Origin of the sequence: Chitinophaga sp. S165 (genome assembly GCF_003182155.1) — a bacterium.
GTDB lineage: Bacteria > Bacteroidota > Bacteroidia > Chitinophagales > Chitinophagaceae > Chitinophaga.
Window position 1 is genome coordinate 45,128 of record NZ_QGTG01000009.1, and the last position, 23,786, is coordinate 68,913.

Consider the following 23,786-nt stretch of genomic DNA (forward strand, 5'->3'; position numbering starts at 1 on the left):
GTAGGCATAGGATACTATAGGTAAATGAGTATCTTTATGACTATGTGGAAAAATGCCAGTATCAGATCTGTATTTGTCGCACTAATTGTACTTCTTGCGCCCGCTGAATTAAGCGGCCAGTCGAAACGACCAAATATCATCTTCATTCTTTCGGATGATCACGCCTCCCAGGCTATCAGCGCCTACGGTAACAGGCATGTGCAAACGCCAAATATTGACAGGATTGCCCGTGAAGGGATTTTATTCAACCATGCTATGGTCACAAATTCAATTTGCGGACCAAGCAGAGCTACCTTACTGACAGGCAAATACAGCCACAAGAACGGCTACCCGTTGAATGAAAAGCAATTCGACAATACACAGCGGACCTTCCCCGGTATTTTGCAACAAAACGGTTATCAGACAGCCTGGATAGGTAAGATGCATCTGGGTACATTGCCCAGAGGATTCGACTACTTCAACATACTTCCCGGTCAGGGTAAATACTATAACCCTGATTTCATTACTGCACCAAATGATACGGTGCGGATAAAAGGGTATGTCACTAATATTATTACGGACTTGTCGGTATCCTGGCTTAATCGCCGGGATACCTCCCGTCCTTTTATGCTGATCGTGGGCGAAAAGGCTACCCATAGAGAGTGGCTACCCGATATTCCTGATCTGGGTGCTTATGACAGTATTAACTTCCCCTTGCCCGCTACTTTTTCCGATGACTATAAAGGCAGACGGGCTGCTGAACAGCAGGACATGACCATTGCAAAAACAATGCGCCTGAAGGAAGATCTTAAAGTACATCTTAAATACGGCAAGAACGGTTACGGTGAATACAGCCGTTTCAGTCCCGAACAGCATACGCCCTTCTATGAATACTACGAAAACAAGGTCAGCCGGGAATTCGATTCGCTGCAGCTGACCGGCGCAGCACTGGCTGCCTGGAAGTACCAGCGTTATATGAGGGATTATCTGGCAACGGCCCGTTCCCTTGACAGGAATATCGGGCGCCTGTTACAATACCTGGATAGTACCGGACTTGCCGAAAATACGGTGGTAGTTTACTGTTCTGATCAGGGATTTTATACGGGAGAACATGGCTGGTTTGACAAACGTTTCATTTACGAAGAATCCCTTCATACGCCTTTCGTGATGCGGTATCCTGGTGTTATTAAACCGGGTACGGCCACTAATGGTTTTATGCTGAATATTGACTGGGCGCCGACCTTGCTGGACATTGCCGGGGTAAAGACACCAGCAGATATGCAGGGTACTTCTTTTATGCCGCTTGTGAATGGAAAAGGGGATACATCGAACTGGAGGAAGGACGTCTATTACCATTATTACGAATTTCCGGAACCACACCATGTATCGCCACATTTCGGGATCCGCACACAGCGTTATAAACTGGTACGTTTTTACGGTCCTGCCGATTATTGGGAGCTATATGATCTGCAGAAAGATCCACAGGAACTGCAAAATATTTATGGAGAGAAATCGCAGGCCCGGAATATTGCAGACCTGAAGAAGAGGCTAAAAGCGCTTATCGTGCAGTATGAAGACAAAGAAGCGTTACAGCTGTATGGCGAGGGGAAATAAAATTTGCGGCTTATAACAGTGTAAAGGGCAGGTCTATATTAAAAATAGTTCCTTCGTTTTCCTGTGAGGTGACGTAAATGCTACCGCCGTGCTCCTGTACCAGTTGTTTACAGATATGCAGTCCCAGACCGTTAGAAGGCTCGTTGTTCAATCCTTGCCGGCTGGAAGCCGTGAACTGGTCGAACAGTGTGGGAAGTAATTCTTCCGGAATGCCTATACCAGTATCTGCGATGGATATACGTACGCCACCTCTGTGCTGTTTCATTCCTAATGTAATATTACCTTCGGCTGGTGTAAATTTCGCCGCATTATGCAGCAGGTTGTCTACCACCCGTTGCATTTTTCCTGTATGTATGCGGGCTTTTAATTCCTGTGACGGTAATTCCAGTCCGATTTCCCTGTTAAAATCAGCTTTCTGCAACCAGTTGTCACGTACGTGCTTCAGCCAGTCGTTCAGTGATACATAATCGGTTTGTAACAGGTCTGCGTCCCGTTGTTTTGCCGCCATCAGCAGTTCTTCAATGATCTGGTCTGCCGTTTTACAGGCATCGTTTATCCAGTACAGATATTTACTTTCCTGCTCTTTTGTGTAAGGGTATTCCTGCATCAGGTGTGTTACAGACCGTATCCCGGAGATCGGGTTCCGGAGGTCGTGCGCCACGATGGCGAGTATTTTATTTTTTAACTCGTTCGCTTTTTCGATTTCCCTGTTCTTGTCTTCAATTGTTTTGATCTTGATAAAATAATTCGCATGATATGAATATATGAGGCGGGAAATAAAAACAAAACAGGTGATGATAAGCCAGAAGGCAACATAATTGAGTGACCGGGTATCGGCGGAAACCTGGAACAGCTGGAAAAATAACATAAAGGAAACAATAGCTGAACCGGCTATCAGCAGGAGATTGCGGATAGAAAATACCAGCAGGACACCAACACTGAGTAAGCCAAGCAACAGCATGGTCATTGTATTCTTCGGATTGTGCTGCGCTACAAAAGTGAGTGACATACAACTGCCTGTAAATGTGAGTGTATACAGGACGCTAAGAAAGTGGTATCGATTTTGCTGCTTTGGAGCGGCTTTCTTCCATATAAAAAAAAGCAGACCGGCAAAAAGGGCGGAACTGCTGACCATAAAATTGTTAATGAGCCGGTATTCGTTGAATTGTCCGGCGGAAACCATCTCCTGGTAAGGGATAAACCAGGACGCAATGCGCACCGCCATTGTCACGATGGCAACGGTGAGCGCTATAAATGCAGTAACCTTGATGTTCTGCAACATAGTATGTTGATCGAATTCCTCCCGGTACTTTTTTTCAATGGGAGAGAATAGGTATAGTTTCATCAGCGTTTACATAGATGGAAAAGGTATTCGCCCAAAGATACCAGTTTAGAAGCTAAAATTACAGCCGAGCCCGAGGTCCTGTCTCCAGAAGTACCCATGAAATAGCGTTGTACAACATATTTTTTTATTGAAAATGCCTTTTTAGAGGAGTTTAAACCTAAGCCGTATCATGCAAGAATTCACAACTTTGGACAACCCGACGGAAGTGGTCCGTCATCTTACCAATGCCCTGGGAAGGAGTAAGATCAGGGAAATTAAATTTGGTTACAGGCTTGATAATGAAGAACCTGCTATTAAATTCAAGATCTGGTTACGTTTTCCGTACAATCTGTTTGCCCGTAAAAGTGTAGCTGAAAAGGTAGAACAGGAGATATCGCATATCCGTCTGGCTGCCGATTCAACGAAATTATTATTCCAGGTGGAGTGAGTAACATTTGACAGTTTTGGCTAATTTACTGTACTAAATCTATCCCATGGCAGTTAAATTATCCACCATCAGGCAGGCATTTCACTTGCTGAAGAACATTGATTTTGACCAGTTAGGACGTTTATCAGAGAAGATCGACCTGCCCCAGGTTATGGCGACGGTTGGCAAGATGAATGACCAACAATTATCCGGTTTAATGAAAATGCTGCAAAGCAGCGGAGGGGGACGTAAAAAAGAGCTGCCGCCCGTAAACGGAGATTTCTATGATCTCAGCAGCATGTTAAGTCCTGAGGACAGAGCGCTTCAGATGCAGGTAAGAGCATTTATGGAACAGGAGATCCAGCCCGTTGTTAACGAATACTGGATGAAAGCAGAATTTCCATATGAGTTGTTGCCTAAACTGGCCGCACTGAACATCTGCGGATCAACGTACGAGGGATATGGCGGGCCTAATAAGTCTTTCCCGATGGAGGGTATTGTAACAATGGAGATTGCCCGTGTAGACTGCTCTATGGCCACCTTTTTCGGTGTGCAGAGCGGGCTCGCCATGGGGTCTATTTACCTGTTGGGATCAGAAGCCCAGAAAAAGGAATGGCTGCCGGATATGCAGCAATTGAAGAAGATAGGGGCGTTCGGTCTTACAGAACCGGAAGTTGGTTCTGGGGCTGCCGGCGGATTAACCACCACGGTAAAACGGGTAGGAGATACCTGGGTATTGAACGGTCAGAAGAAATGGATAGGCAATGCCACTTTTGCCGACGTATTGGTTATCTGGGCAAGAGATGTGGACGATAGCCAGGTGAAAGGGTTCCTGTTGAGGAAAGGCACGCCTGGTTTCAGTGTGGAGAAGATGCACGGTAAAATGGCCCTCCGCATTGTACAGAATGGGCTGATCACGCTGAAAGATTGTGTAGTGGAAGAGAAGGACCGGCTGGAGCACGCCAATTCGTTCAAAGATACGGCGAAAGTGCTACGTATGACCCGTGCAGGAGTGGCATGGCTGGCTGTGGGATGTGCCCGTGGCGCCTACGAGAATGCCTTGGCATATACCTTACAAAGGAAACAGTTTGGTAAGGCGATCGCTTCTTTCCAGCTCATACAGGACCATCTGGTGGAAATGTTATCTAACCTGACAGCTATGCAGACGATGGTATATCGCTTGTCTGAACTGCAGGACCAGGGATTGCTGGCAGATGAACATGCATCTATTGCGAAAGTATTCTGTTCCTTAAGGACACGTGATGTGGTAAGAGGCGCCCGTGAAGTAATGGGAGGGAACGGGATATTGCTGGAGTACAATGTAGCGCGCTTTGTAGCGGATGCAGAGGCCATTTATTCCTATGAAGGAACAAAAGAGATCAACTCACTGATAGTAGGCCGGGCTATTACGGGGTTCAGTGCATTTGTATAAGCAAGACATCCACAGATATAAAAAAAACGCTCCGTCAGGGGCGTTTTCTTTATAAGGGATCTGTGTACAGTTTAGATCGATTTGCCAAAGAAAGGTCTCAGTGCAAACCATCCGAGCGCCGGAAAGAAGTGCATAGGCACTGCCAGTCCGGGGAATAGTTCCGGTGATTCCTGTTCCAGCGGCAGCATAAATTTGATCGGTTGCAGAATACTTGCAATTGAAAGAACAACAAACAGTATGTTGAACACCATTTCAGTTTTTCCTTTCAGCACAAGGCTAAGCAGGAAATAACCGATAGCAGCAGCAAATGCACCTAGCAAACATGCCTTCATAATGTTTGCTGTACTGGCGATGTTTACAAACCCTTCTCCCACAGTTTCAATATACAGCTTCTGATAAACAAGCGATGCAATGCCTGAAAGAACCCCTACCAATACCGCCAGCAATGCGAGCAGCAATAATTTTTTAAGCATATAAGAGATTTAAGGATTAAGCCTTAACCACAGGTACCGCAACAGTAACATTGATCACGTCTTCAACATCACCACCTGGTTTGCCGATATGGAAATCGTTACGGTTTACTTTGAATGTACCATTAAAGGTAGCACCATTACCAGCAGGTTTAAAGGTGAAAGGAATAGAGAATTCCTTCTTAATACCATGAATTTCGAGATCACCGGTTACCTGGTAGCCGGTAGCTGTTTTTACGATCTTTTTGGAAGCGTATTTGATCTCAGGATATTTAGCTGCATCAAACCATTCGTCGCTTTTAGCATGTTTATTCTGCAGGGCGTTACCGGTATTGATGGACGCAACATCTACAGTCACGTTGAAATTGGAAGCTGCGAGATTCTTCTCGTCGAACGCAATGGTCCCTTTAAAGGTTTTGAATATACCACTTACAGCATTGCTGGAAAAGGTGATATTATACTTGCCATTGATGTTCCAGGCCTGCGCTGCAACGGCGAAGGCAAACACTGCTGCTGTGAGCAGCAGTGTTGATGAAAATATAATTAATTTCTTCATTGCCTTACTTATTGTTTAGCGAATTCACCACTTGCTCTCAGGTTGATAGTTTCACCCAGAACTGCAGCTGGCATAGAAGATGCGAAGCCGAAGTCAGCACGTTTGATGGCACCAGTGATAGTGAAACCAGCAACTGGTTTTTTGCTCATTGGATTCTCTACTGTACCATTGTAAACAGCATTCAGAACAACTGGTTTAGTTACGCCGTTCAGGGTCAGGTTACCAGCCAGTTTGTATTGTTTACCGCTTACTTTCTTGAAAGAAGTGCTCTTGAAAGTGATGGTAGGATTTTTCTCAGCATCGAAGAAGTCTGCACTCTTCAGGTGCTTGTCACGCATTTCATTTTCAGTGTTGATACTAGCTACATCAATAGATACATCGAAAGAAGCGTCAGAGAAATCGTCTTTGGTAGTGGTGATCTTTACTTCGTAAGATTTAAAGTTACCTTCCTGCTCAGAAACGGTCATGTGAGACACGCTATAACCAAGTCTTGAGTGAACTTTGTCTACAGTCCAGGTAGTCTGTGCAAATGTGGTTGCTGAAAGGGCCAATAAGGAGGCGATGATTGTGATTTTTTTCATGTTTGCTCTTGTTTAGTAAATCGAAATTATATCTTTTTTCTGATTATAGATGTTTCAACATATATCGTGACAGAAATCTTAAACTAGGTTAATGTTTTACGTTATTTACATTTTCTCATTATCTTAAATATTTGTGATAATTTTATTCCTAGTAGAGAGTTACTTTCTTTTAGAAAGCCAAAGGTATGGGGTGGGTTGTTGGAAAACAAGAACGTTTCGCGGCAGCAACCTACTAACCTTTTAGTAACGATCGTGGAAATCAATTTGTTATGATTAAAAAAAATGGAAGGAGCGGTTGGGTGTCAGAGTCTTGTCCCATCCGGCAGGTGCTGGACAGGTTCGGAGATAAATGGTCTATTCTGATAGTAGAACTGTTATCACACGAGGGAAAGCTCCGTTTTAGCGAGATAGCACAGACGATAGGGGACATTTCTCAGAAGATGCTGACAGTGACGTTGCGCTCACTTGAATCGGATGGACTGATCACCAGGCATTTCTATCCCGAAATACCACCAAGAGTAGAATATGAGCTCTCTGAGTTGGGTAAAAGTCTGGTACCGCATATAGAGCAGCTTACAGCCTGGGGACAGGCCAATATGCAGACCATCACGGAGAACAGGAAGAGATTTGAAGAGAAACAGCAAAGCAAGAGTGCTTATTAATGAAAGATGACGGACCATTGATCCGTCATCAACAATATGATACACCACCTCATGTTATTTCAGAATAACTCCTGCCAGGCGCTGATAAAGTAAGGTAGGGCTATTTTCGTGCTTGGGCTCGTACTTGCCGGCAATGATCGGTACATAGATCACTCTTCTGCGGCTTGCCTCACCGATAACATTTGATTTTGCAACACGATGCCATAAGCGTCCGTCATGTACCGTAAGATCTCCTGCTTTAGGAATGATCGCCAGTTCATTTTTATCAGGTTTATGGCCGATGAAGTATTTCTTGCGGAACAACATGCTGAGAATACCTTGCCTGTGTGTACCGGGGATAATACGCAGACCGCCATTTTCCGGAAGTAATGTACTGAGGTGAATACCGACATTCAACATTGGGTTCAGTTTACCGCCGAGGAAAATATCACGTAGGCCATCGGTATGCCATCCCATTTTAGTGAAGGTACTTTCAGGGCCGTTCACGTAGTGATTCAGTACCATCCCGTCTTTTTCATTCTCCCCGATACGGGCGCCAGGGCCTATTAATTGCAGCAAGGCCTGCATTCTTTCATCCTTCAGAAGGTCAGAAAGCACTCTTGTATGCTGGTTTAAAAATGCGAAACGTTGTACGATCGGCTGACCGTCAAGGTCTTTGCCATATTTTACAGGGACGCCATTTACTTTTTCTGTTTTGTTAGCAATCCATCTTTGCTGAACATCCTCAGATGCGGAAACAATTTCCTGTACTTCTTCCGGCGACAGGAAACCTGAGAAGTGGATATAGCCATGCTCCTCAAAAAATGCTTTTTGTTCTTCGGTAAGCGTATTGCCTAACGTAAACGTAGTGTAAGTTGCAGACATGATAAAGCGTAGGTTTAATAATGTAAGCTGTTAATGACTGGATCCAGGAAGCGATAATCGCGTATATATCTCCTTATAAATATAATAGAGAACGTGCATGTTAGCAACAACAATAAGGACATTCCTTGCTGATAGGGAAGAAGGAAGAAGAAACCTGGAGTATGAATAACTTAGCACTCATTGTTGTTAGTCTACTAATTTTGTAGAATAAAGATAAAGGAAATTCTACCAAATAAAAAAATATTGTGTTTAGCGTTGTTTAGTTTTATAAAGATCTGCTGCAATCTTCTCTACCAGTGATTTTGGTACGATACGAGTAAGGAATACAGAAAGTGCATTTAATGCTCCGGGGATGATCTCGGCTTTTTTACGGAACATTCCCATGATGGCAATTTCGGCCACCGTATCCGGCATCATGCCGTATTTGTCTGCCGTTTCCTGTATGGCCTGCATGCCGGCCCGGTTTATAAAATTGGTTTTTACGGGGCCGGGAGAGAGACAGGTCACAGACACTCCGGTCGACTTCAATTCCCGGCGTAATGCCCGGGTGAACAATAATAGGAACGATTTGGTGGCTGCATATAATGCCAGTGTGGGAACGGCCTGATAGGCAGCCGTACTGGAAACATTCAGGATATAAGATTGAGGTTGTTGCTGCAGAAGAGGGAGCATATAATAGCACAGGGCGACCGGTGTTTCTGCGTTCACCTGGATCATTTGGCGGGATTCATCCAGGTTACGGGTCGTGAAATTACCCCATACGGCATAACCGGCATTGTTGATCAGTACGGAAATAGCATAATTAGCCGATTTACACCACTCAGACACTTTTTCCGGAGCATCAGGCAGGGAAAGGTCCAGGGCCAGGTAATCGACCTTTATCTGCCAGCTGGCGGACAACTCGCTGGCAGCTTTTGCCAGTTCTTCCGCTGAACGGGCAACGAGCAGCAGATTATATTTCCTGGAAGCAAGTACGTGGGCCATCGAAAGACCAATTCCCTTACTGGCCCCCGTTATAAGTGCATATGTCATCCTGAACGATCTTTATAAAGCGTTAAATATAAACATATAAAGTGGAAAGAAGATATGAAGGGCGTGGGTAAGAGAAAAGCCTGGGGGGAAAAAGGGAAGGGCGGTAAGAATACCGCCCTTAATTTTTTAACCATATCCTATGAAAAACCTATACCAAAGATAATCGAGTCAGTTTACCATACTTTCTCATTTTGGTAAAGGGTATATTTTATCTGGTTAACGTATGAAATCACCTTCCGTTAACCAAAAATTAACATCTTTGTAATCGTTTAATCGGTCATTTCACTTGCCAGCATTGGGATCGACGGCTTTAATAGTTGTTTAAACAAGTAGTTTCTATAAGAAAGTGTCTGCCGGTGAAAAACAGATTATTTAGGCAGTTTATCCCTCAACAGACCATAAACCCATGTTCCTAGTATGGCACTGGCCAGCGTAACGATTGAAACTGTAAAACCTGCCCCGATCTGTGCAAACAGCGGTCCGGGACATGCGCCTGTCAGCGCCCAGCCAAAGCCGAACAGCAGTCCGCCATAGATCTGGCCTTTATTGAAGGACTTGGGTTGAAAGGTGATAGGCTCTCCGTAAATGGTCCTGGCACCGGTCTTTTTGATGATCGCGACGGCGATCATTCCTGTGATCACGGCCGATCCGATCACCCCGTACATGTGGAAAGACTGCAACCGGAACATCTCCTGTATCCGGAACCACGAAATCACTTCAGATTTGATTAGCACGATCCCGAAAAAAATACCGGTAGCCAGATATTGCAGCTGACGCCACAGTGGTGCTTTTTTTGCAGTATGATTAGTGTCTGTGGATGTATCGAGGCTCTGTACCTCGAAATCTGTATTGGATGATAATGGCATAGAAGGCTTAAATTAAAGGTGCAGAATAAAAGGAAGTATCAGATTGGCCATAATAAAACCACCGGCCATAAAACAGCAGGTAGCTACCAGGGAAGGCCACTGTAAATTGGAAAGGCCCATAATGGCGTGCCCTGATGTGCAGCCGCCCGCGTAGCGGGTGCCGAAGCCCACCAGGAAGCCGCCGGCTACCATAAACAGAAAACCTTTCAGCGTAAACAGCGCCGGCCAGTTGAACAGCTCTGCCGGTAGGGTGGTATTCACATATGTAACACCATATCCCGCCATTTCCGCTGCGAGTGCCGGATGTATTGAAGAAGGGCCTTTATCTGCCAGTAATGTAGCGGCTATACAGCCGCCGATAATAATACCGCCTGCAAAGAAAAGGTTCCAGGATTCTTTCTTCCAGTCATAGGAAAAGAATGGTACTTTGCCGGGCAGACAAGCTGCGCAGATATGCCGGAGATTAGAAGAGATGCCGAAATGACGATTGCCAAGCAGTAATAGTAGCGGAACCATCAGTCCGATAAGCGGTCCTGTTATATACCATGGCCATGGATTGGTTAGAGTGCTCATAAACATAATGTTGCAAAATAAATTGTAAAAGGTTGGTAAGGCAATAGAGATAGGGCGTGGCACAAATATAAGTATAGCAATTATCTTAAATATCCACAGGGTGTTAAAAGAATACATAAACGCAAATATGTTGCAACACGCATATTTATTTATCTTTGGCGTATGAGAATTGAACAAGCTATCAATCAGCGCAAGTTCAAGGACGATTATCACAAGATCGTAGTGAACCTGTTATTCACAGGTAACTGGCTGCGTGACGCCCTTGGTGCAAACCTGAAAGAACATGGATTGTTACCGCAACACTACAATGCATTGCGGATCATAAAAGGACGTCATCCCGAACCTGTATCCGCCGGTGACATTAAAGACGTCATGCTGGATAAGGCCAGTGATGTGACGCGTCTGCTGGATAAACTGGAGAAGCTCGAATATGTGCAACGCCGGCTTTGTCCGCATAACAGGCGTAAAATGGACATCAGCATTACGCCTCAGGGCCTGAAGCTCCTGTCGGACGTGGATGTACTGATGGACAGCTTCTATGAGGACCTGGCAGACAGGATTACAGAAGAAGAAGCCGCTTCTCTCAGCGATCTGCTGGATAAAATACGGGGATAAAGAAATATCTTTGTCCGCATGCGGAGTCTTTCTCATCTGTGTTTTCTGATCTTTTTGTTTTGCTGCGGGCTTAGTGTCAATGCAGCAATAACAGGGTGTCATAGAGCCAGGACCGCACCTTTCGTTACCAGGCCATTCCTGAAAATATTGTCGTGTGACGGGCAGGTGAGGCATCATGGAAGACCGTCCCCCGTAGAAACTATCATTACCACATATCAGCAGCCAGGCGTCTCATCTTTTAAAACAGACCTGCCCGATGGCGCTGATACCGGCCGGGAACATTTCCTGGCAGGAATTAATACATTCTCCAGTAAGGTACAGGCCACCCGCCTGTTGCCTTACCTGCACGCGATCATCCGGTCGCTTATCTACCCCCAACATATTTTCTGGTGAGTTTATTGATCATAAAACGTTTGTTGCCTGGCGCTGCGATTTAACATCCGTAGTCGCTTTCGCGTTATTTATTAGTATTAACTCATTCAAACTGGAAATACCGGATGATACATTTACCACCTTTGATTGCCGACCTGGCTTTGATATTAATTGCGGCTGCTATTACAACACTGATCTTTAAGAAACTGAAGCAGCCCCTGGTGCTAGGATATATTGTGGCCGGCCTCCTGGTGGGACAACATGTGTCCCTGTTCCCTACAGTTTCAGATGAAGCTAACATTAAGATATGGTCTGAAATAGGGGTCATATTTCTTTTATTCAGTCTTGGACTGGAGTTCAGTTTCAAAAAACTGATCAAGGTAGGAGGATCATCCTCGATCACCGCTATCGTCGAAGTTGTATTTATGTTGTTACTAGGCTACCTCATCGGTCAACTGATGGGTTGGTCTTCGATGGACAGCATTTTCCTCGGCGGCATTTTATCTATTTCTTCTACAACCATCATCATCCGTGCATTTGAAGAACTGGGCATTAAAGGGCAACAGTTCGCCGGATTGGTGTTCGGTATACTGGTAGTGGAAGACCTGGTAGCTATTGTGCTGCTGGTACTCTTGTCCACATTGGCTGTCAGTCAGCAGTTTGCCGGTGGAGAAATGCTCACTTCCGTTATAAAACTTGTCTTCTTTCTGATTGCCTGGTTTGTGACCGGGATCTTCTTCATTCCCACACTGTTGCGGAAAACGAAGAAACTGATGAATGAAGAGACATTGCTGGTGACAGCTATCGGGCTTTGCCTGCTGATGGTGGTACTGGCTACCCAGGCTGGTTTCTCTCCGGCATTAGGCGCTTTCATCATGGGGTCTATCCTGGCGGAAACCACACAGGCAGAAAAGATAGAACATCTTGTAAAACCTGTAAAGGAGCTTTTCGGCGCTGTATTCTTTATCTCCGTAGGGATGCTTATTGATCCGGCTATGCTGGTAAAATATGCGGGTCCCGTGGCCATTATTACATTGGTTACGCTGGTGGGTAAAACGCTCAGCACCTGTACCGGTGCGCTGCTTTCAGGACAACCACTAAAAACTTCTGTGCAGGCAGGTATGAGCCTTGCACAAATAGGTGAGTTCTCTTTTATCATCGCACAATTGGGGCTTTCTTTGAAAGTGACCAGCGACTTCCTTTACCCGGTGGCAGTTGCCGTGTCGGCAGTAACCACCTTCACGACACCGTATATGATCCGGTTGTCCGCACCTTTCTATGAGAAAATAGCAGCATTGCTGCCTCATCGCTGGAAGACAGCCTTAAACAGGTATAGTGCAGCAGCGCAGACCATTTCTGTTGTAAGCGACTGGAAACAGCTGTTAAGGTCTTACTTCGTCAACATGACCATCTATTCTGTGGTTATACTGGCGATCACACTTTTATCTTATTATTATCTGTTACCACTGGTGGAGATCAGGTTCAATGGCGGCTATAACTGGGGACGTGTAGTCAGTGCGGTAATTACATTGGTATTGATGATGCCTTTCCTTTGGGCGTTGGCGTTAAGGAATATCAATAGCCAGGCATCCTCCAATATATGGGAGCAAAAGAAATACCGTGGCCCATTATTATTACTGCGTTTATCCAGGATCGTGCTGGCGGTGTTCCTGATCGGGTTCTTTATGGACAGGTTCTTCTCGCCGTCTATTGCTTTATTGGTTACGATGGCTATCATCTTACTGATCTTCGCATTGCGGCACAAGGTCCAGACTTTCTACACGACAATTGAGGAACGTTTCTTCTCCAACTTCAATGCACGCGATGCAAAAGTAGGAGGGCTCAATAAGTCTGTACTGGCCCCCTGGGATGCACATCTGGCGGTAGCTGAGATCCGTCCGCTCTCACCTGCGGCAGGCAAGACTTTGTTAGAATTAGCTTTACGCGAGAACTTCGGGATTAATATTGCGTTAATCAACAGAGGAGGACAGAAGCTCTATGCACCTGATAAAAATGAACGCCTGTTTCCTGGTGATGTTATCACGGGAATTGGTACCGATGAACAACTGGAAAAGCTGAACCGCTTCCTGGAACCATCGGGCGCAGATGTAGAGCCACAGCCGCAAGACGCGGACCCGATCGCTTTGAAACACTTCCTGATAGGTAAACATTCACGTCTATCTGATAAGACCATACGTGAGCTCGGCATACGGGAACGCACCCGCGGAATCGTGCTGGGCGTGGAAAGGAAAGGACGAAGGATATTAAATCCGGAGTCAAATATGCAATTGCAGGAAGGAGATATCGTATGGATCGCGGGCAGTGGCAAGAAGCTGAACGCATTTATTAAAGAGCAGCAGCTTGCTAATTAAACACCGCTGATGGCGCAATATCTTTGCAGCAGGACAAGTCTTAAAGGCTTGTCCTGTCTTGTTTTAGGATGACCGGTCACAGATGCAATTACGTTTAGCAGTGATAGTAATAATTTGTTTTTGCATTATTTTTTTATTGTAAATTGAACATACACCGCGTACGTAGCTCTTTTTTTACCCTCAAAATAAAACCAATGAAAAAGAAAACCCAGACAATCTATCTGCGCAAAATTTATTTTCTCCTTCTCACTTTGCCAGTCTTCCTGTTTGCTTGCAGCAAAGACAACGCGAAGCCCGGCGTTAAAGCTGAAGACAACACTGAAAAACTGGTAAGCTACCTGGAAACACAGGGATTTAAAAAGGACAAGATCGTTCTGAAAGGTGATCAGTTTATCCTGGATGGCGACGTGCTCATTTCAAAAGAGGAAGTGGAAAAACGCGTAGCCAACGACGCTAATCCTGACCGTATTCCTTCCGGTGAACACTGGAGAGGCCTTTATCTGATCAGCAACACCTACAACACGAACGTAAGGCTGTATATCGATCCTGCAGTACCTGCTGCCTGGAGAACAGCTATTACGGGCGCTGTTAACAACTGGAATGCTGTTAACGGTACGAGGTTGGGTATGTCTGTCATCTCTTCCCCTTCAGGTGTTTACACCAGGGTGTTTATGGGCTTTGAATCCGCTAACTGGATCGCACGTGCTTATCTGCCAACTTCTAACGGAAGACCAGGCGTAAGTGTTGAGATCAACAGTAACTACAACAGTCTGCCTGCCAGTCAGAAACTGTTTGCGATCACACATGAACTGGGCCACACTATCGGCTTCTATCACACTAACCAGACTCAGGGTGTATTCATTTCCGGTACGCCAAGTGTAGATGCCAATTCTGTGATGAACTCATTTGTATTGAACTGGGCTGGATTCACGGCTGGTGATGTAAGGGCTACTCAGATCATTTATCCTCAATAAGGAAGAGGAGAACAGTTAACATTGAAAAAAAATACGTGACTCCCACGGTCAGTTATATGATCATATTGATGGCAAGCAATATCAATCTATCACATAACTGGCTCCGTAGGAGTCACGTATTTTCAGCACAATATGTCCTTTAACATGACCGTTTCCGTCAGTTCCATTCCAGCTCTGTCACCGTCATTTCATTATTCACAGCATATCTTGTGGTGATCCTTGTCGGATACATCGCTTCATTGTATGTATATGAATAATGATTCACGGTGCTATTGTTACTGATAGCAGCCGTGATCGTTTCGGTTACTATGTTATTTGCAGACAGGTTCGCTGCTGTAATATCCACGAGATAACACAATGCAGCTATCTGCTGCTGTGCATTCGGATGATCATCGTATGTGTACGTCGTCATGGAACTTATGGTAAATGGAAGTTTCCTGTTTACCCGCCCCATATTCTCGATCATAACAATGTTACCTTTCTCGTCCCAGGTATAGAACTGGCAACTGTTATTTTCGAAGGATGATCCATCCTGTGTACTATTGAAAAAATAACGTGCAATGATCTGATCATTGTCATTGTATGCCAGCGAATCATACCCGTTTACCAATCCATCCAGGTAGTAAATGATCCTCCTGATATTCCCCTTTTTCGAATATTCAAAAGAAGAGAACAAGGTCGGTGCATGCGAGGCATCATCATCCGTTATATATGTTTTTATCAGCCTGCCATTCTTATAAACCGGAATGCGCGTCGTTGTATAACTGCCTTCCGCTGTTTTATAGATGGTAAGCAGCTCTGCAATGCTTTTGTCCTCATTATAGGAAATCACAGTTTTATTAGTCGCTGTATTAATACCACGTAACTGTAACCTGCCTTTATCGCTGTTAAGGGGACGAAAAGCAACGGCAATGAAAGCCGTCAACAGGAAGAACGCACAAAGTGGTCCTTTGGTACTAAAAAGTGGCATGTGTTGGCATTGGCTAGGTACGGAACGAAAAAATAAATCTTCTAACGGCTGACAAGGTCTTACCTAAAGATAGGAATAAAGTAGTATTCGTGTGTACTATTTACGTTGGATTTTAACTGCAGAGCCGGTATGGACGGGACGTTTAACTTTATAATGCAATATGACGGAAGATTGAAATGCGATATGGAAATGCCAGAAAACTTTGCGATCTTACAACGGGAAAAACAGAACGAAATACGCAATGATGGAGAACCTGCGCCATTTAAAGGATGAGGATGTCTTACTACTGTTGAATGATTTACTGGAGCAATATGGATACGACTTTACTGATTATTCATTCGCATCTGTGAAACGCAGGCTGCAGCGCGTATACATTACAGACCGTTTCCCCAGTTTTGCCGAGTTCCGGTACAGGGTTAAAACAGATCCGGAATACCTGGTATATCTCATGGAACAGATCACCGTTAATGTGACGGAAATGTTCAGAGATCCCGGTTTCTTCCAGGAACTCCGCAAGCAGATCCTTCCTGTACTGGCCACTTACCCCCTGATCCGAATATGGCATGCCGGCTGTTCCACCGGGGAAGAGGTTTATTCCGTCGCCATACTGCTGCATGAACTGAACCTCCTGCATAAATCTGTCATCTACGCTACAGATATCAACGAGAGTGTACTGGAGAAAGCCCGCAAAGGCATTTTCCCATTACAGTATATGCAGCAATATTCACAGAACTATCAGCTATCAGGCGGCCAGCAGGAGTTTTCCCGTTACTACGCAGCGAATTATGAATATGCTAAGTTCTCAGATATGCTACGGGAGAAGATCATCTTTGCGGCCCACAACCTGGTGACAGACAGGTCGTTCAATGAATTTCAACTGATCGTTTGCAGGAACGTGCTCATTTACTTTAATAAAGACTTGCAGGATAAAGTACTACACCTGTTCAGTGAAAGCCTGGAGCAACTGGGCTTCCTGGCCCTGGGTGCAAAAGAAACGCTGAGATTTACCACGGTAGCCCCATTATTCAAGCCTATTGCACACAAGGAAAAGATCTGGAGAAAAATAGCAACATGACATCTCTTCCCAAATTGCTGGTCATCGGTGGCTCTGCAGGCAGCCTGGACGTGCTGATGCAACTGCTGCCCGAACTGAAGCCGGAATGGCCGCTGGCCGTTATCATCGTACTACACCGGCGGACGGATAGTGATACACTGTTATCAGAATTATTATCTACTAAAACAACGCTGTCTGTAAAGGATGCCGAAGAGAAAGATATATTGTCGGCTGGTTGCATATATGTAGCGCCTTCAGATTACCATCTGTTAATAGAGCCGGACGGTTCACTTACATTAGATGCCTCGGAGAAAGTGCATTACAGCCGCCCAAGCATAGATGTTACATTCATGTCTGCCGCAGAAGTGTTCGGCAGCCGCTTATCGTGTTTGTTATTATCAGGCGCAAATGTAGATGGCGCGGAAGGATTACAGACCGTTCAGGAGTTAGGAGGTTTTACTGCTGTGCAGGACCCTGATACTGCAGAAGTTTCCTTTATGCCAAGACATGCTATTAACATCGTGAAGGTTGACAAAGTATTCAGGATCGGGGAAATGATCGCTTTTGTGAAAAGCCTGAACGACGATAACCGTGTCGTCTGAACTTAATTCAACTCTCCCTGCCGGGGCTGTGCCACTGGCAATACCATGATAAAGGTAGCCCCCTCGTTCTCCTTACTGGTGGCCCCGATAATTCCCTGATGTCTTTCTATTACTTTTTTCGCGATGGCCAGTCCGATACCCGTTCCTTCATAAACATCACTACCGTGCAGTCGCTGAAACAGTGTGAAGATCTTCGGCAGATACATCTCATTAAAGCCTATCCCATTGTCGTTGATAGTGATCCGGCAATAAGGGCCGTCATCTGTCGCCTGGCTAAAAAACTCTTTCTCCAGTACCCGTTCTGCATGAATGTTGATGCAAGGCGCCACACCGGGACGCGTGAACTTCAGCGCATTGCTGATAATGTTCTGCAAGGCCTGGCGGATCTGGCCGGGAATGGCTTCCACGATCGGAAAATTACTGGTGGTGATCTCGGCACAGGCATCCCTGACAGACAATTCCAGGTCAGCCAGTATCTCCCGGATGATGGCATTGATGTCCACTTCCTCAAAAGGTACGTCAGCAGACAACCTTGAATATTGCAACAGGTCATTGATCAGCCGCGTCATGCGTGCAGACGAGCTGACGATGCGTTCCATATATTGCAGTGCCTCCGTATTAGAAAGGAGATGCCGGTCGCGCAGGATAGTACCGAATAACTGGATCTTCCGCAGCGGCTCTTTCAGGTCGTGGGAAGCGACAGACGCAAACTGTTGCAGTTCGTGGTTGCTGGCTTCAAGCGCCTGGTTCATTTCCTGGAGCTCGTGGGTACGTTCCACCACTCTTTGTTCCAGTATTTCATTGGCCTGTTTCTGATGAGCAATATCTGTGAACGTGCCTACCCACTTTACAATACGTCCTTCTTCTTCCAGTGGAATAGCCCTTAACAGGTGACAGCGGTAATGATTGTGCTGGCGGTGATGGAGGTAAACTTCCTTTTCCAACGGTAGTCCCGCCTTAATGGCATTCTCCCATACCGGCATTTGCTGCTGCTCATGGTCGTATGTAAGAGGAAACTGTGTAAGGGAAGGAGAGTAGTGGAACCAGTGGCGGTTAGCATACTCGATTACGCCGTCTGCGCTGGCCGTAAAAGCTACCTGGGGAAGTGATTCGAGAATGGAATGTTGTTCCTGCACTTTGACATTCAGCGCAGCCTGTGCATTTTTACGCACTTCCACTTCTTTCCGAAGGGAGGCGTGCATCTCCTGTAGTTGCCGGTTCTGTTCATAAAGCCTGATAAAGGTCTTCACCTTCATGAGCAGAATGTCCGGATCTACTGGTTTAGTAATGTAGTCCAGGCCTCCGGATGCATATCCTTTGGCAATGAATTTTTTATCTTTATTGACGGCAGACAAAAACAGGATAGGAACATCCTTTGCCTTGCTATAACCGGATATCGTCTCCGCTACTTCAAAACCGTCCATGCTGGGCATCTGTACATCCAGTATGATAAGCGCATAATTATTCCTGAGAATTTTCTTCAACGCTTCTTCACCGGAGGATGCCGTATCAACTTCGAAGTCGTGCAGTTCTAGAATCTTCCTGAGGGATAAGATGTTCTCCGGTTTATCATCTACGATTAATATCATTCTTTTGTAATGTAATTGGCCATAGGGATACCTCAAAAATCGTTCCGTCCAAACTTTTATCATGTAAAAGTGCGGATGCGCGAATGTACGAATATCTGTTGCCTTATTCGTATATCCTGCATCCGCACTATATTAGGATAGCTTTAATTATTACTGTCTGCCTCCGCCCAGTGCGCGATACAAAGAGATCGTTCCCAGGAACAATTCTTTTTTGTTACCCGCAAGTGCCAACTCGGCCTCGAGTACGCTTTTCTGTGCGGTGATCACCTCCAGGTAGTTGGCATAGCCTGTAGCATAGAGATCATTCGCGGTGGAAACCCCATCCTTCAGCATCTGTACCTCTGCTTCTTTCAGCGTATAAGCTTCCTGACCATTCTTCAGTTGTCCCAGCGCTGTGATCACCTCCTGGTAGCCGTTGATGACCATCTGACGGTATTGATAAAAGGCCGTCATCCCTGCCGCCGTACTAATATTATACTGTGACTGTAGCTGTCTTTTATTGAGCAGCGGAGCCGATATGCCGCCTAATACGCCATAGGCCAGGGAGGCCGGAGTATTGAACAGTAAACCCGCATTAAAGGAGTTGAAACCCACATACGGCGTAATGTTCAGCGAGGGCAGGAATGCCGCACGCGCCGCTTTCACGTCTGCCTTTGCTGCCGCCAGCTCCAATGTAGCCTGTTGAATGTCTGGTCTGCGGGCCAGCATAGTGGCCGGTACCCCGATCTGCGCAAAAGGAGGCAACGGGGCCGAAAGCAGCGAGTCATTCCTTCTGACTGGCTGTGGGAATCGTCCCAGTAAAGCATTCAGCTGGTTTTCAAGTTCGAGCGACTGCTGCTTAAGTCCTAACGCCATACTACGCGTATTCAGTAACTGGGCGGAGAACTGCTGAACTGCTAATAGCGTGGCCCTGCCTGCTTCCTGTTGTATCTGTACCGTAGCCAGTGCCGATTCCTGCAGGACGATATTGCTTTGTATCACTTCCTGTTCGTAATCCAGTACCATCAGCTGATAATACATACCCGCTACCTGCGCTATCAGTTGTGTGGTGATCAGCTGACGTCCCTGGTCGCTGGCCAGGAAGCGCAGCATAGCCGCCTGTTTACGGCTGCGCATTTTCCCCCAGAGGTCAATCTCCCAGGAGCTGCGTAAGCCTGCAAAGTAATCAGGTGTAGGTCCAGGTATGCGCTGTTTGTCGCTGATATTGGGAGATAGATTGGTATCGTAATTACCCACGCCGTTCAGGGTATAGTCGCCCCAGCGATCAACACCGGCACTCAGGGCAATATTCACCTCCGGTTGCCATGCACGGCTGGCCGCCATCAGCTGTGCCTTTGCCGTTTCCATTCGCTGTGTGGCCAACAGCATGTCCGTATTATGTGCCAAAGCTGTGTCCAGCAATTGCAGCAACAGCGGGTCCGTAAAGAACTGTTTATAGCTCAAAGCACCGATACCGGAACTGTCACTAGCGCTAACACTTTTATTACCGTTGTCCGTTTGCGTGGTATCAAATGCAGCGGGCGTTTTTGGCCCTTCGGGTAAGGTAAGTTTCGCCGGCGAGTAGCAACCCTGTAACACCCCTGCCACCAATCCGGTTGCCAACAGCACGGTCATAACGCTTACAGGCTGCTTCATACCTTTAGGCTTTGCCGTCCTTTTACGCACAGTCGCAAATAAAACATATAGTCCCGGAATGATCACAACCCCGAAAACAGTACCTATCAACATCCCTCCGGCGGCCGCTGTTCCGATGGAACGGTTACCCATAGCACCGGCGCCGTCTGCAATACAAAGCGGGATAAGACCTGCTATGAACGCAAAAGAGGTCATCAGGATCGGCCTTAAACGGGACACGGCTCCTTCTTTTGCCGCTTCCAGTACAGACAATCCCTGTTTGTTCCTTTGTATCGCAAACTCTACGATCAGGATGGCGTTCTTACCCAACAATCCTATCAGCATCACCAATGCCACCTGGGCATAAATATTGTTTTCCAGCCCTGCCAGTTTTAACGTTAAGAATGCCCCGAAGATCCCGGCCGGTAATGAAAGGATCACCGGCAGCGGTAACAGGAAGCTTTCATACTGTGCGGCCAGCAGCAGGTATACGAACAGGAGACAGAGCCCGAAAATGTAGATGGCCTGGTTGCCTGACAATATCTGCTCACGCGTCATGCCGCTCCATTCAAAACTATAACCACGGGGCAATGCCTGTTTGGCCACTTCGTTGATAGCATTGATCGCATCACCACTACTGAAACCAGGAGCAGCGTCACCGTTGATCATCGCCGCCGTATACATGTTGTATCGCGTCAGCTGTTCCGGACCGTACACTCTTTCCATTCTGATAAAATTGGAGAAAGGTACCATCTCACCCATGTCGTTCTTCACATATAAATGCATGACGTCTTCCGGTTTGGTACGGTAACGGGGAGATGCCTGGACCATCACTTTATACATCTGCCCAAAACGGATAAAATTAGACGCATAGAAGCTGCCGAGCAGTGTTTGAAGGGTCGACATCGCATTCTCTATACTAACGCCTTTCTGAGCCGCCATAGCCTGATCTACGTGGATCATATATTGCGGGAACTCAGGGTCGAAACTTGTAAAGGCACTTCCTATCTCCGGACGGCCTTTCAGTGCCGCAATAAACTTGTTGGTCACTTCCGCCGTCTGCTGAAGATCGCCGCTACCTGATTTATCCAGTACACGCAACTCAAACCCGCTCGAGTTACCGAAGCCCGGTACAGTGGGAGGAGGGAAGAATTCTATACTGGCATCTGAAATGATCTTACTGTCCTTCTCCAGCGCTGCAATGATCTCTTTCACAGAACGTTTCCTTTCTTCCCAGGGCTTCAGGTTGATCATCCCCATGCCGTAAGAAGCGCCCGCCACGTCATTCACAAGGCTGAAGCCTGCCAGTGTGGAAACCGACTCTGCTTCCTCCAGCCGTGAAGCGATCTTCTGCACCTCGTCCAGCACCGCTTCTGTACGCGCTACTGTAGCGCCGGCAGGTGTGGTCACATTCACATAGATCATCCCCTGGTCTTCCGAAGGAATAAAACCTCCCGGTAATACCGCACTGATCCCCCAGGTGGCTATGAAGAACACGATCAGCATGATCACAGTGATCATACGCCGGCCTGCTATATAACCCACAAGGCGGGAATAACCTTTTTCTGTTTTATTATATCTGTAGTTGAACTTATCAAAGAAACGCTGCAGCAGGTTCCGGGGCTTGCCTGCATCATGCGTATGACGCAACATAAGGGCACAAAGCGCAGGAGTGAGGGTTACCGCATTGATACCCGATATCACGATGGCTATTGCCAGCGTCAGTGAGAACTGCCTGTAAAATACCCCTACAGGACCCGAAAGGAAGGCCACGGGTACGAATACCGCCGACATTACCAGTGTAATGGCAACGATCGCCCCACTGATCTCTTTCATAGCCGCCAGTGTTGCCGGTAAGGCCGCCAGATGCGTTTCCTGCATCTTTACGTGGACGGCTTCCACAACAACAATGGCATTGTCCACCACTATACCAATGGCCAATACTAACGCAAATAATGTTAGGAGGTTAATGGAAAAGCCCATCAGCTGCATAAAACACAATGTTCCTATCAGTGCCACAGGTACTGCCAGCGCGGGGATCAGGGTAGACCTGAAATCCTGCAGGAAAAGGAACACTACGATAAATACCAGTATGAAGGCCTCTATCAATGTTCTTAATACCTCATGAATAGAGGCGTCCAGGAACCGGGATACATCATAGTTGAAGTTGTAGCTCATCCCCGGAGGAAAAGAGCTGGCCTTTAATTCCGCCATCCGCTTTTTCACATTGGTGATCACGTCCTGTGCATTGGAACCGGGACGTTGCTTCAGCATGATAGAAGCAGAAGGCTTTCCGTCTGTCTTCGATACCATGCCGTAACTGAGCGCACCAAAAGTTACATCAGCCACATCTTTCAATCGCAGCACAGATCCATCCGGATTAGCTCTTAAAATAATATTCTCATATTGTGAAGGCTCAAAGAATTTGCCCGTATAACGTAATACATACTGTAATACCTGCGGATCATTATCCGCACTTTCACCTGTTTTACCCGGAGCCGCCTCAATATTCTGTTTGCGTATACCGTTTATCACTTCATCCGCAGATAACTGATATGCCAGCATACGATCGGGCTTCAGCCACACACGCATGGCGTATTCCTTTGCCCCCATGATCTCGGCAAAACCTACCCCGTCAATCCTCTTCAACTCCTGCAATACATTGATATCGGCAAAATTGTAGATGAATTGTTCATTCAGTGTGCTGTCTTCACTCATTACGTTGAGATATAACAACATACTGTTTACTTCCTTCTCCGTCGTCACACCTGCCTTAATTACTTCTTCCGGCAGCTCGTCAATGATCGTGGCCACGCGGTTCTGTACGTTCACCGCCGCCTGGTCAGGGTCGGTACCTACATTAAAGAAAACCTGTATCAGCGTTATACCGTTGTTACTCGATACGGACGACATATACGTCATGCCCGGCACACCGTTGATAGCACGTTCCAGCGGAGTAGCCACTGCCTTCGCGCACACCTCTGCATTCGCACCGGTATATTTGGCCGTCACCGTTACCGATGGAGGAACGATGTCAGGGAATTGTGTAACAGGTAATGTAAATAAAGCAAGCAACCCAAGCAGAACGATGATCAATGAGATCACCAGCGACAACACAGGCCGCTTTATAAAAGTATCAAACATAAAAATGTAATAAAGATGAAAAAACTAACCTCCGCTATAAGCATGCGTTCTCAGAACAGCTGCACGCTGTACATCCAAAACACCGCATGATGTCCCCGCA

The 23,786-nt window shown here is 46.3% G+C and carries 21 protein-coding genes; 10 read left to right on the plus strand and 11 right to left on the minus strand.

The annotated features are described in order from the left end of the window. Window positions 1-36: 36 nt before the first annotated feature. Window positions 37-1,593, plus strand: a complete 1,557-nt coding sequence (locus C7475_RS26765; RefSeq protein WP_233259976.1) for a sulfatase — start codon at window positions 37-39, stop codon at window positions 1,591-1,593. A gap of 10 nt (window positions 1,594-1,603) precedes the next feature. Here the strand turns inward: C7475_RS26765 and C7475_RS26770 are convergent, their stop codons facing one another. Continuing rightward, window positions 1,604-2,938 (minus strand): sensor histidine kinase KdpD, encoded by a 1,335-nt coding sequence (locus C7475_RS26770; protein WP_110056497.1) that lies wholly within the window; start codon window positions 2,936-2,938, stop codon window positions 1,604-1,606. 169 nt (window positions 2,939-3,107) lie between these two features. Between C7475_RS26770 and C7475_RS26775 the strand changes: the two genes are divergently transcribed. Then, window positions 3,108-3,365: a hypothetical protein gene (locus C7475_RS26775; protein ID WP_110056498.1), complete on the plus strand. Its 258-nt coding sequence runs from the start codon at window positions 3,108-3,110 to the stop codon at window positions 3,363-3,365. Between the two features lie 46 nt (window positions 3,366-3,411). Next, a complete protein-coding gene (locus tag C7475_RS26780) occupies window positions 3,412-4,776 on the plus strand; it encodes an acyl-CoA dehydrogenase family protein (protein ID WP_110056499.1) in 1,365 nt (454 codons plus the stop codon). A gap of 71 nt (window positions 4,777-4,847) precedes the next feature. On the opposite strand, the gene C7475_RS26785 is transcribed toward C7475_RS26780, so the two are convergent. The 3 genes from C7475_RS26785 to C7475_RS26795 are packed head-to-tail and all read right to left on the minus strand — an operon-like array spanning window position 4,848 to window position 6,383. Next, a complete protein-coding gene (locus C7475_RS26785; protein ID WP_110056500.1) occupies window positions 4,848-5,249 on the minus strand; it encodes a hypothetical protein in 402 nt (133 codons plus the stop codon). Between the two features lie 16 nt (window positions 5,250-5,265). Further along, complete coding sequence (locus C7475_RS26790) at window positions 5,266-5,802, minus strand: YceI family protein (RefSeq protein WP_110056501.1); 537 nt, start codon at window positions 5,800-5,802, stop codon at window positions 5,266-5,268. Between the two features lie 8 nt (window positions 5,803-5,810). After that, a complete protein-coding gene (locus C7475_RS26795; protein ID WP_110056502.1) occupies window positions 5,811-6,383 on the minus strand; it encodes a YceI family protein in 573 nt (190 codons plus the stop codon). Between the two features lie 269 nt (window positions 6,384-6,652). Between C7475_RS26795 and C7475_RS26800 the strand changes: the two genes are divergently transcribed. Further along, window positions 6,653-7,045: a helix-turn-helix domain-containing protein gene (locus C7475_RS26800; protein WP_110056503.1), complete on the plus strand. Its 393-nt coding sequence runs from the start codon at window positions 6,653-6,655 to the stop codon at window positions 7,043-7,045. A 54-nt stretch (window positions 7,046-7,099) separates the two neighbouring features. Here the strand turns inward: C7475_RS26800 and C7475_RS26805 are convergent, their stop codons facing one another. From C7475_RS26805 to C7475_RS26820, 4 genes are all read right to left on the minus strand, one after another. Next, window positions 7,100-7,909, minus strand: a complete 810-nt coding sequence (locus C7475_RS26805) for a phytanoyl-CoA dioxygenase family protein (protein ID WP_110056504.1) — start codon at window positions 7,907-7,909, stop codon at window positions 7,100-7,102. Window positions 7,910-8,158: 249 nt separating this feature from the next. Next, complete coding sequence (locus tag C7475_RS26810; protein WP_110056505.1) at window positions 8,159-8,941, minus strand: SDR family oxidoreductase; 783 nt, start codon at window positions 8,939-8,941, stop codon at window positions 8,159-8,161. A gap of 368 nt (window positions 8,942-9,309) precedes the next feature. After that, on the minus strand, window positions 9,310-9,807 hold the full coding sequence (locus C7475_RS26815) for a YeeE/YedE family protein (protein ID WP_110056506.1): 498 nt from the start codon (window positions 9,805-9,807) through the stop codon (window positions 9,310-9,312). Between the two features lie 12 nt (window positions 9,808-9,819). Then, on the minus strand, window positions 9,820-10,380 hold the full coding sequence (locus C7475_RS26820) for a YeeE/YedE family protein (protein WP_110056507.1): 561 nt from the start codon (window positions 10,378-10,380) through the stop codon (window positions 9,820-9,822). 162 nt (window positions 10,381-10,542) lie between these two features. On the opposite strand from C7475_RS26820, the gene C7475_RS26825 reads away from it, so the two are divergent. The 4 genes from C7475_RS26825 (at window position 10,543) to C7475_RS26840 (ending at window position 14,713) form a co-directional block, all read left to right on the plus strand. Continuing rightward, the gene (locus C7475_RS26825) at window positions 10,543-10,995 is read left to right on the plus strand and encodes a MarR family winged helix-turn-helix transcriptional regulator (RefSeq protein WP_110056508.1); all 453 of its coding nucleotides are present in this window, start codon (window positions 10,543-10,545) and stop codon (window positions 10,993-10,995) included. Between the two features lie 18 nt (window positions 10,996-11,013). Beyond that, entirely contained in the window at window positions 11,014-11,388 is a 375-nt protein-coding gene (locus tag C7475_RS32840) for a hypothetical protein (protein ID WP_146217661.1), read from the plus strand. Window positions 11,389-11,492: 104 nt separating this feature from the next. Beyond that, a complete protein-coding gene (locus tag C7475_RS26835; RefSeq protein WP_110056510.1) occupies window positions 11,493-13,739 on the plus strand; it encodes a cation:proton antiporter in 2,247 nt (748 codons plus the stop codon). Window positions 13,740-13,933: 194 nt separating this feature from the next. Beyond that, the gene (locus C7475_RS26840) at window positions 13,934-14,713 is read left to right on the plus strand and encodes a M57 family metalloprotease (RefSeq protein ID WP_110056511.1); all 780 of its coding nucleotides are present in this window, start codon (window positions 13,934-13,936) and stop codon (window positions 14,711-14,713) included. Between the two features lie 157 nt (window positions 14,714-14,870). Here C7475_RS26840 and C7475_RS26845 read toward each other — a convergent pair whose 3' ends face one another. After that, window positions 14,871-15,683 (minus strand): hypothetical protein, encoded by an 813-nt coding sequence (locus C7475_RS26845; RefSeq protein WP_110056512.1) that lies wholly within the window; start codon window positions 15,681-15,683, stop codon window positions 14,871-14,873. A gap of 241 nt (window positions 15,684-15,924) precedes the next feature. Here C7475_RS26845 and C7475_RS26850 point away from each other — a divergent pair, with 241 nt between their 5' ends. Further along, window positions 15,925-16,758, plus strand: coding sequence for a protein-glutamate O-methyltransferase CheR (locus C7475_RS26850; protein ID WP_110056513.1), 834 nt, complete (start codon window positions 15,925-15,927; stop codon window positions 16,756-16,758). Continuing rightward, window positions 16,755-17,339 (plus strand): chemotaxis protein CheB, encoded by a 585-nt coding sequence (locus C7475_RS26855; protein WP_110056514.1) that lies wholly within the window; start codon window positions 16,755-16,757, stop codon window positions 17,337-17,339. The genes C7475_RS26850 and C7475_RS26855 overlap by 4 nt, the downstream gene beginning before the upstream one ends. Before the next feature lie 2 nt (window positions 17,340-17,341). Here the strand turns inward: C7475_RS26855 and C7475_RS26860 are convergent, their stop codons facing one another. Together C7475_RS26860 and C7475_RS26865 are read right to left on the minus strand one after the other, a co-directional pair. Continuing rightward, a complete protein-coding gene (locus C7475_RS26860; RefSeq protein ID WP_110056515.1) occupies window positions 17,342-18,928 on the minus strand; it encodes a response regulator in 1,587 nt (528 codons plus the stop codon). A gap of 150 nt (window positions 18,929-19,078) precedes the next feature. Then, window positions 19,079-23,686 carry an efflux RND transporter permease subunit gene (locus C7475_RS26865; protein ID WP_110056516.1) on the minus strand — a complete coding sequence of 1,536 codons (4,608 nt, stop codon included), beginning with the start codon at window positions 23,684-23,686 and terminating at the stop codon, window positions 19,079-19,081. Window positions 23,687-23,786: the final 100 nt, after the last annotated feature.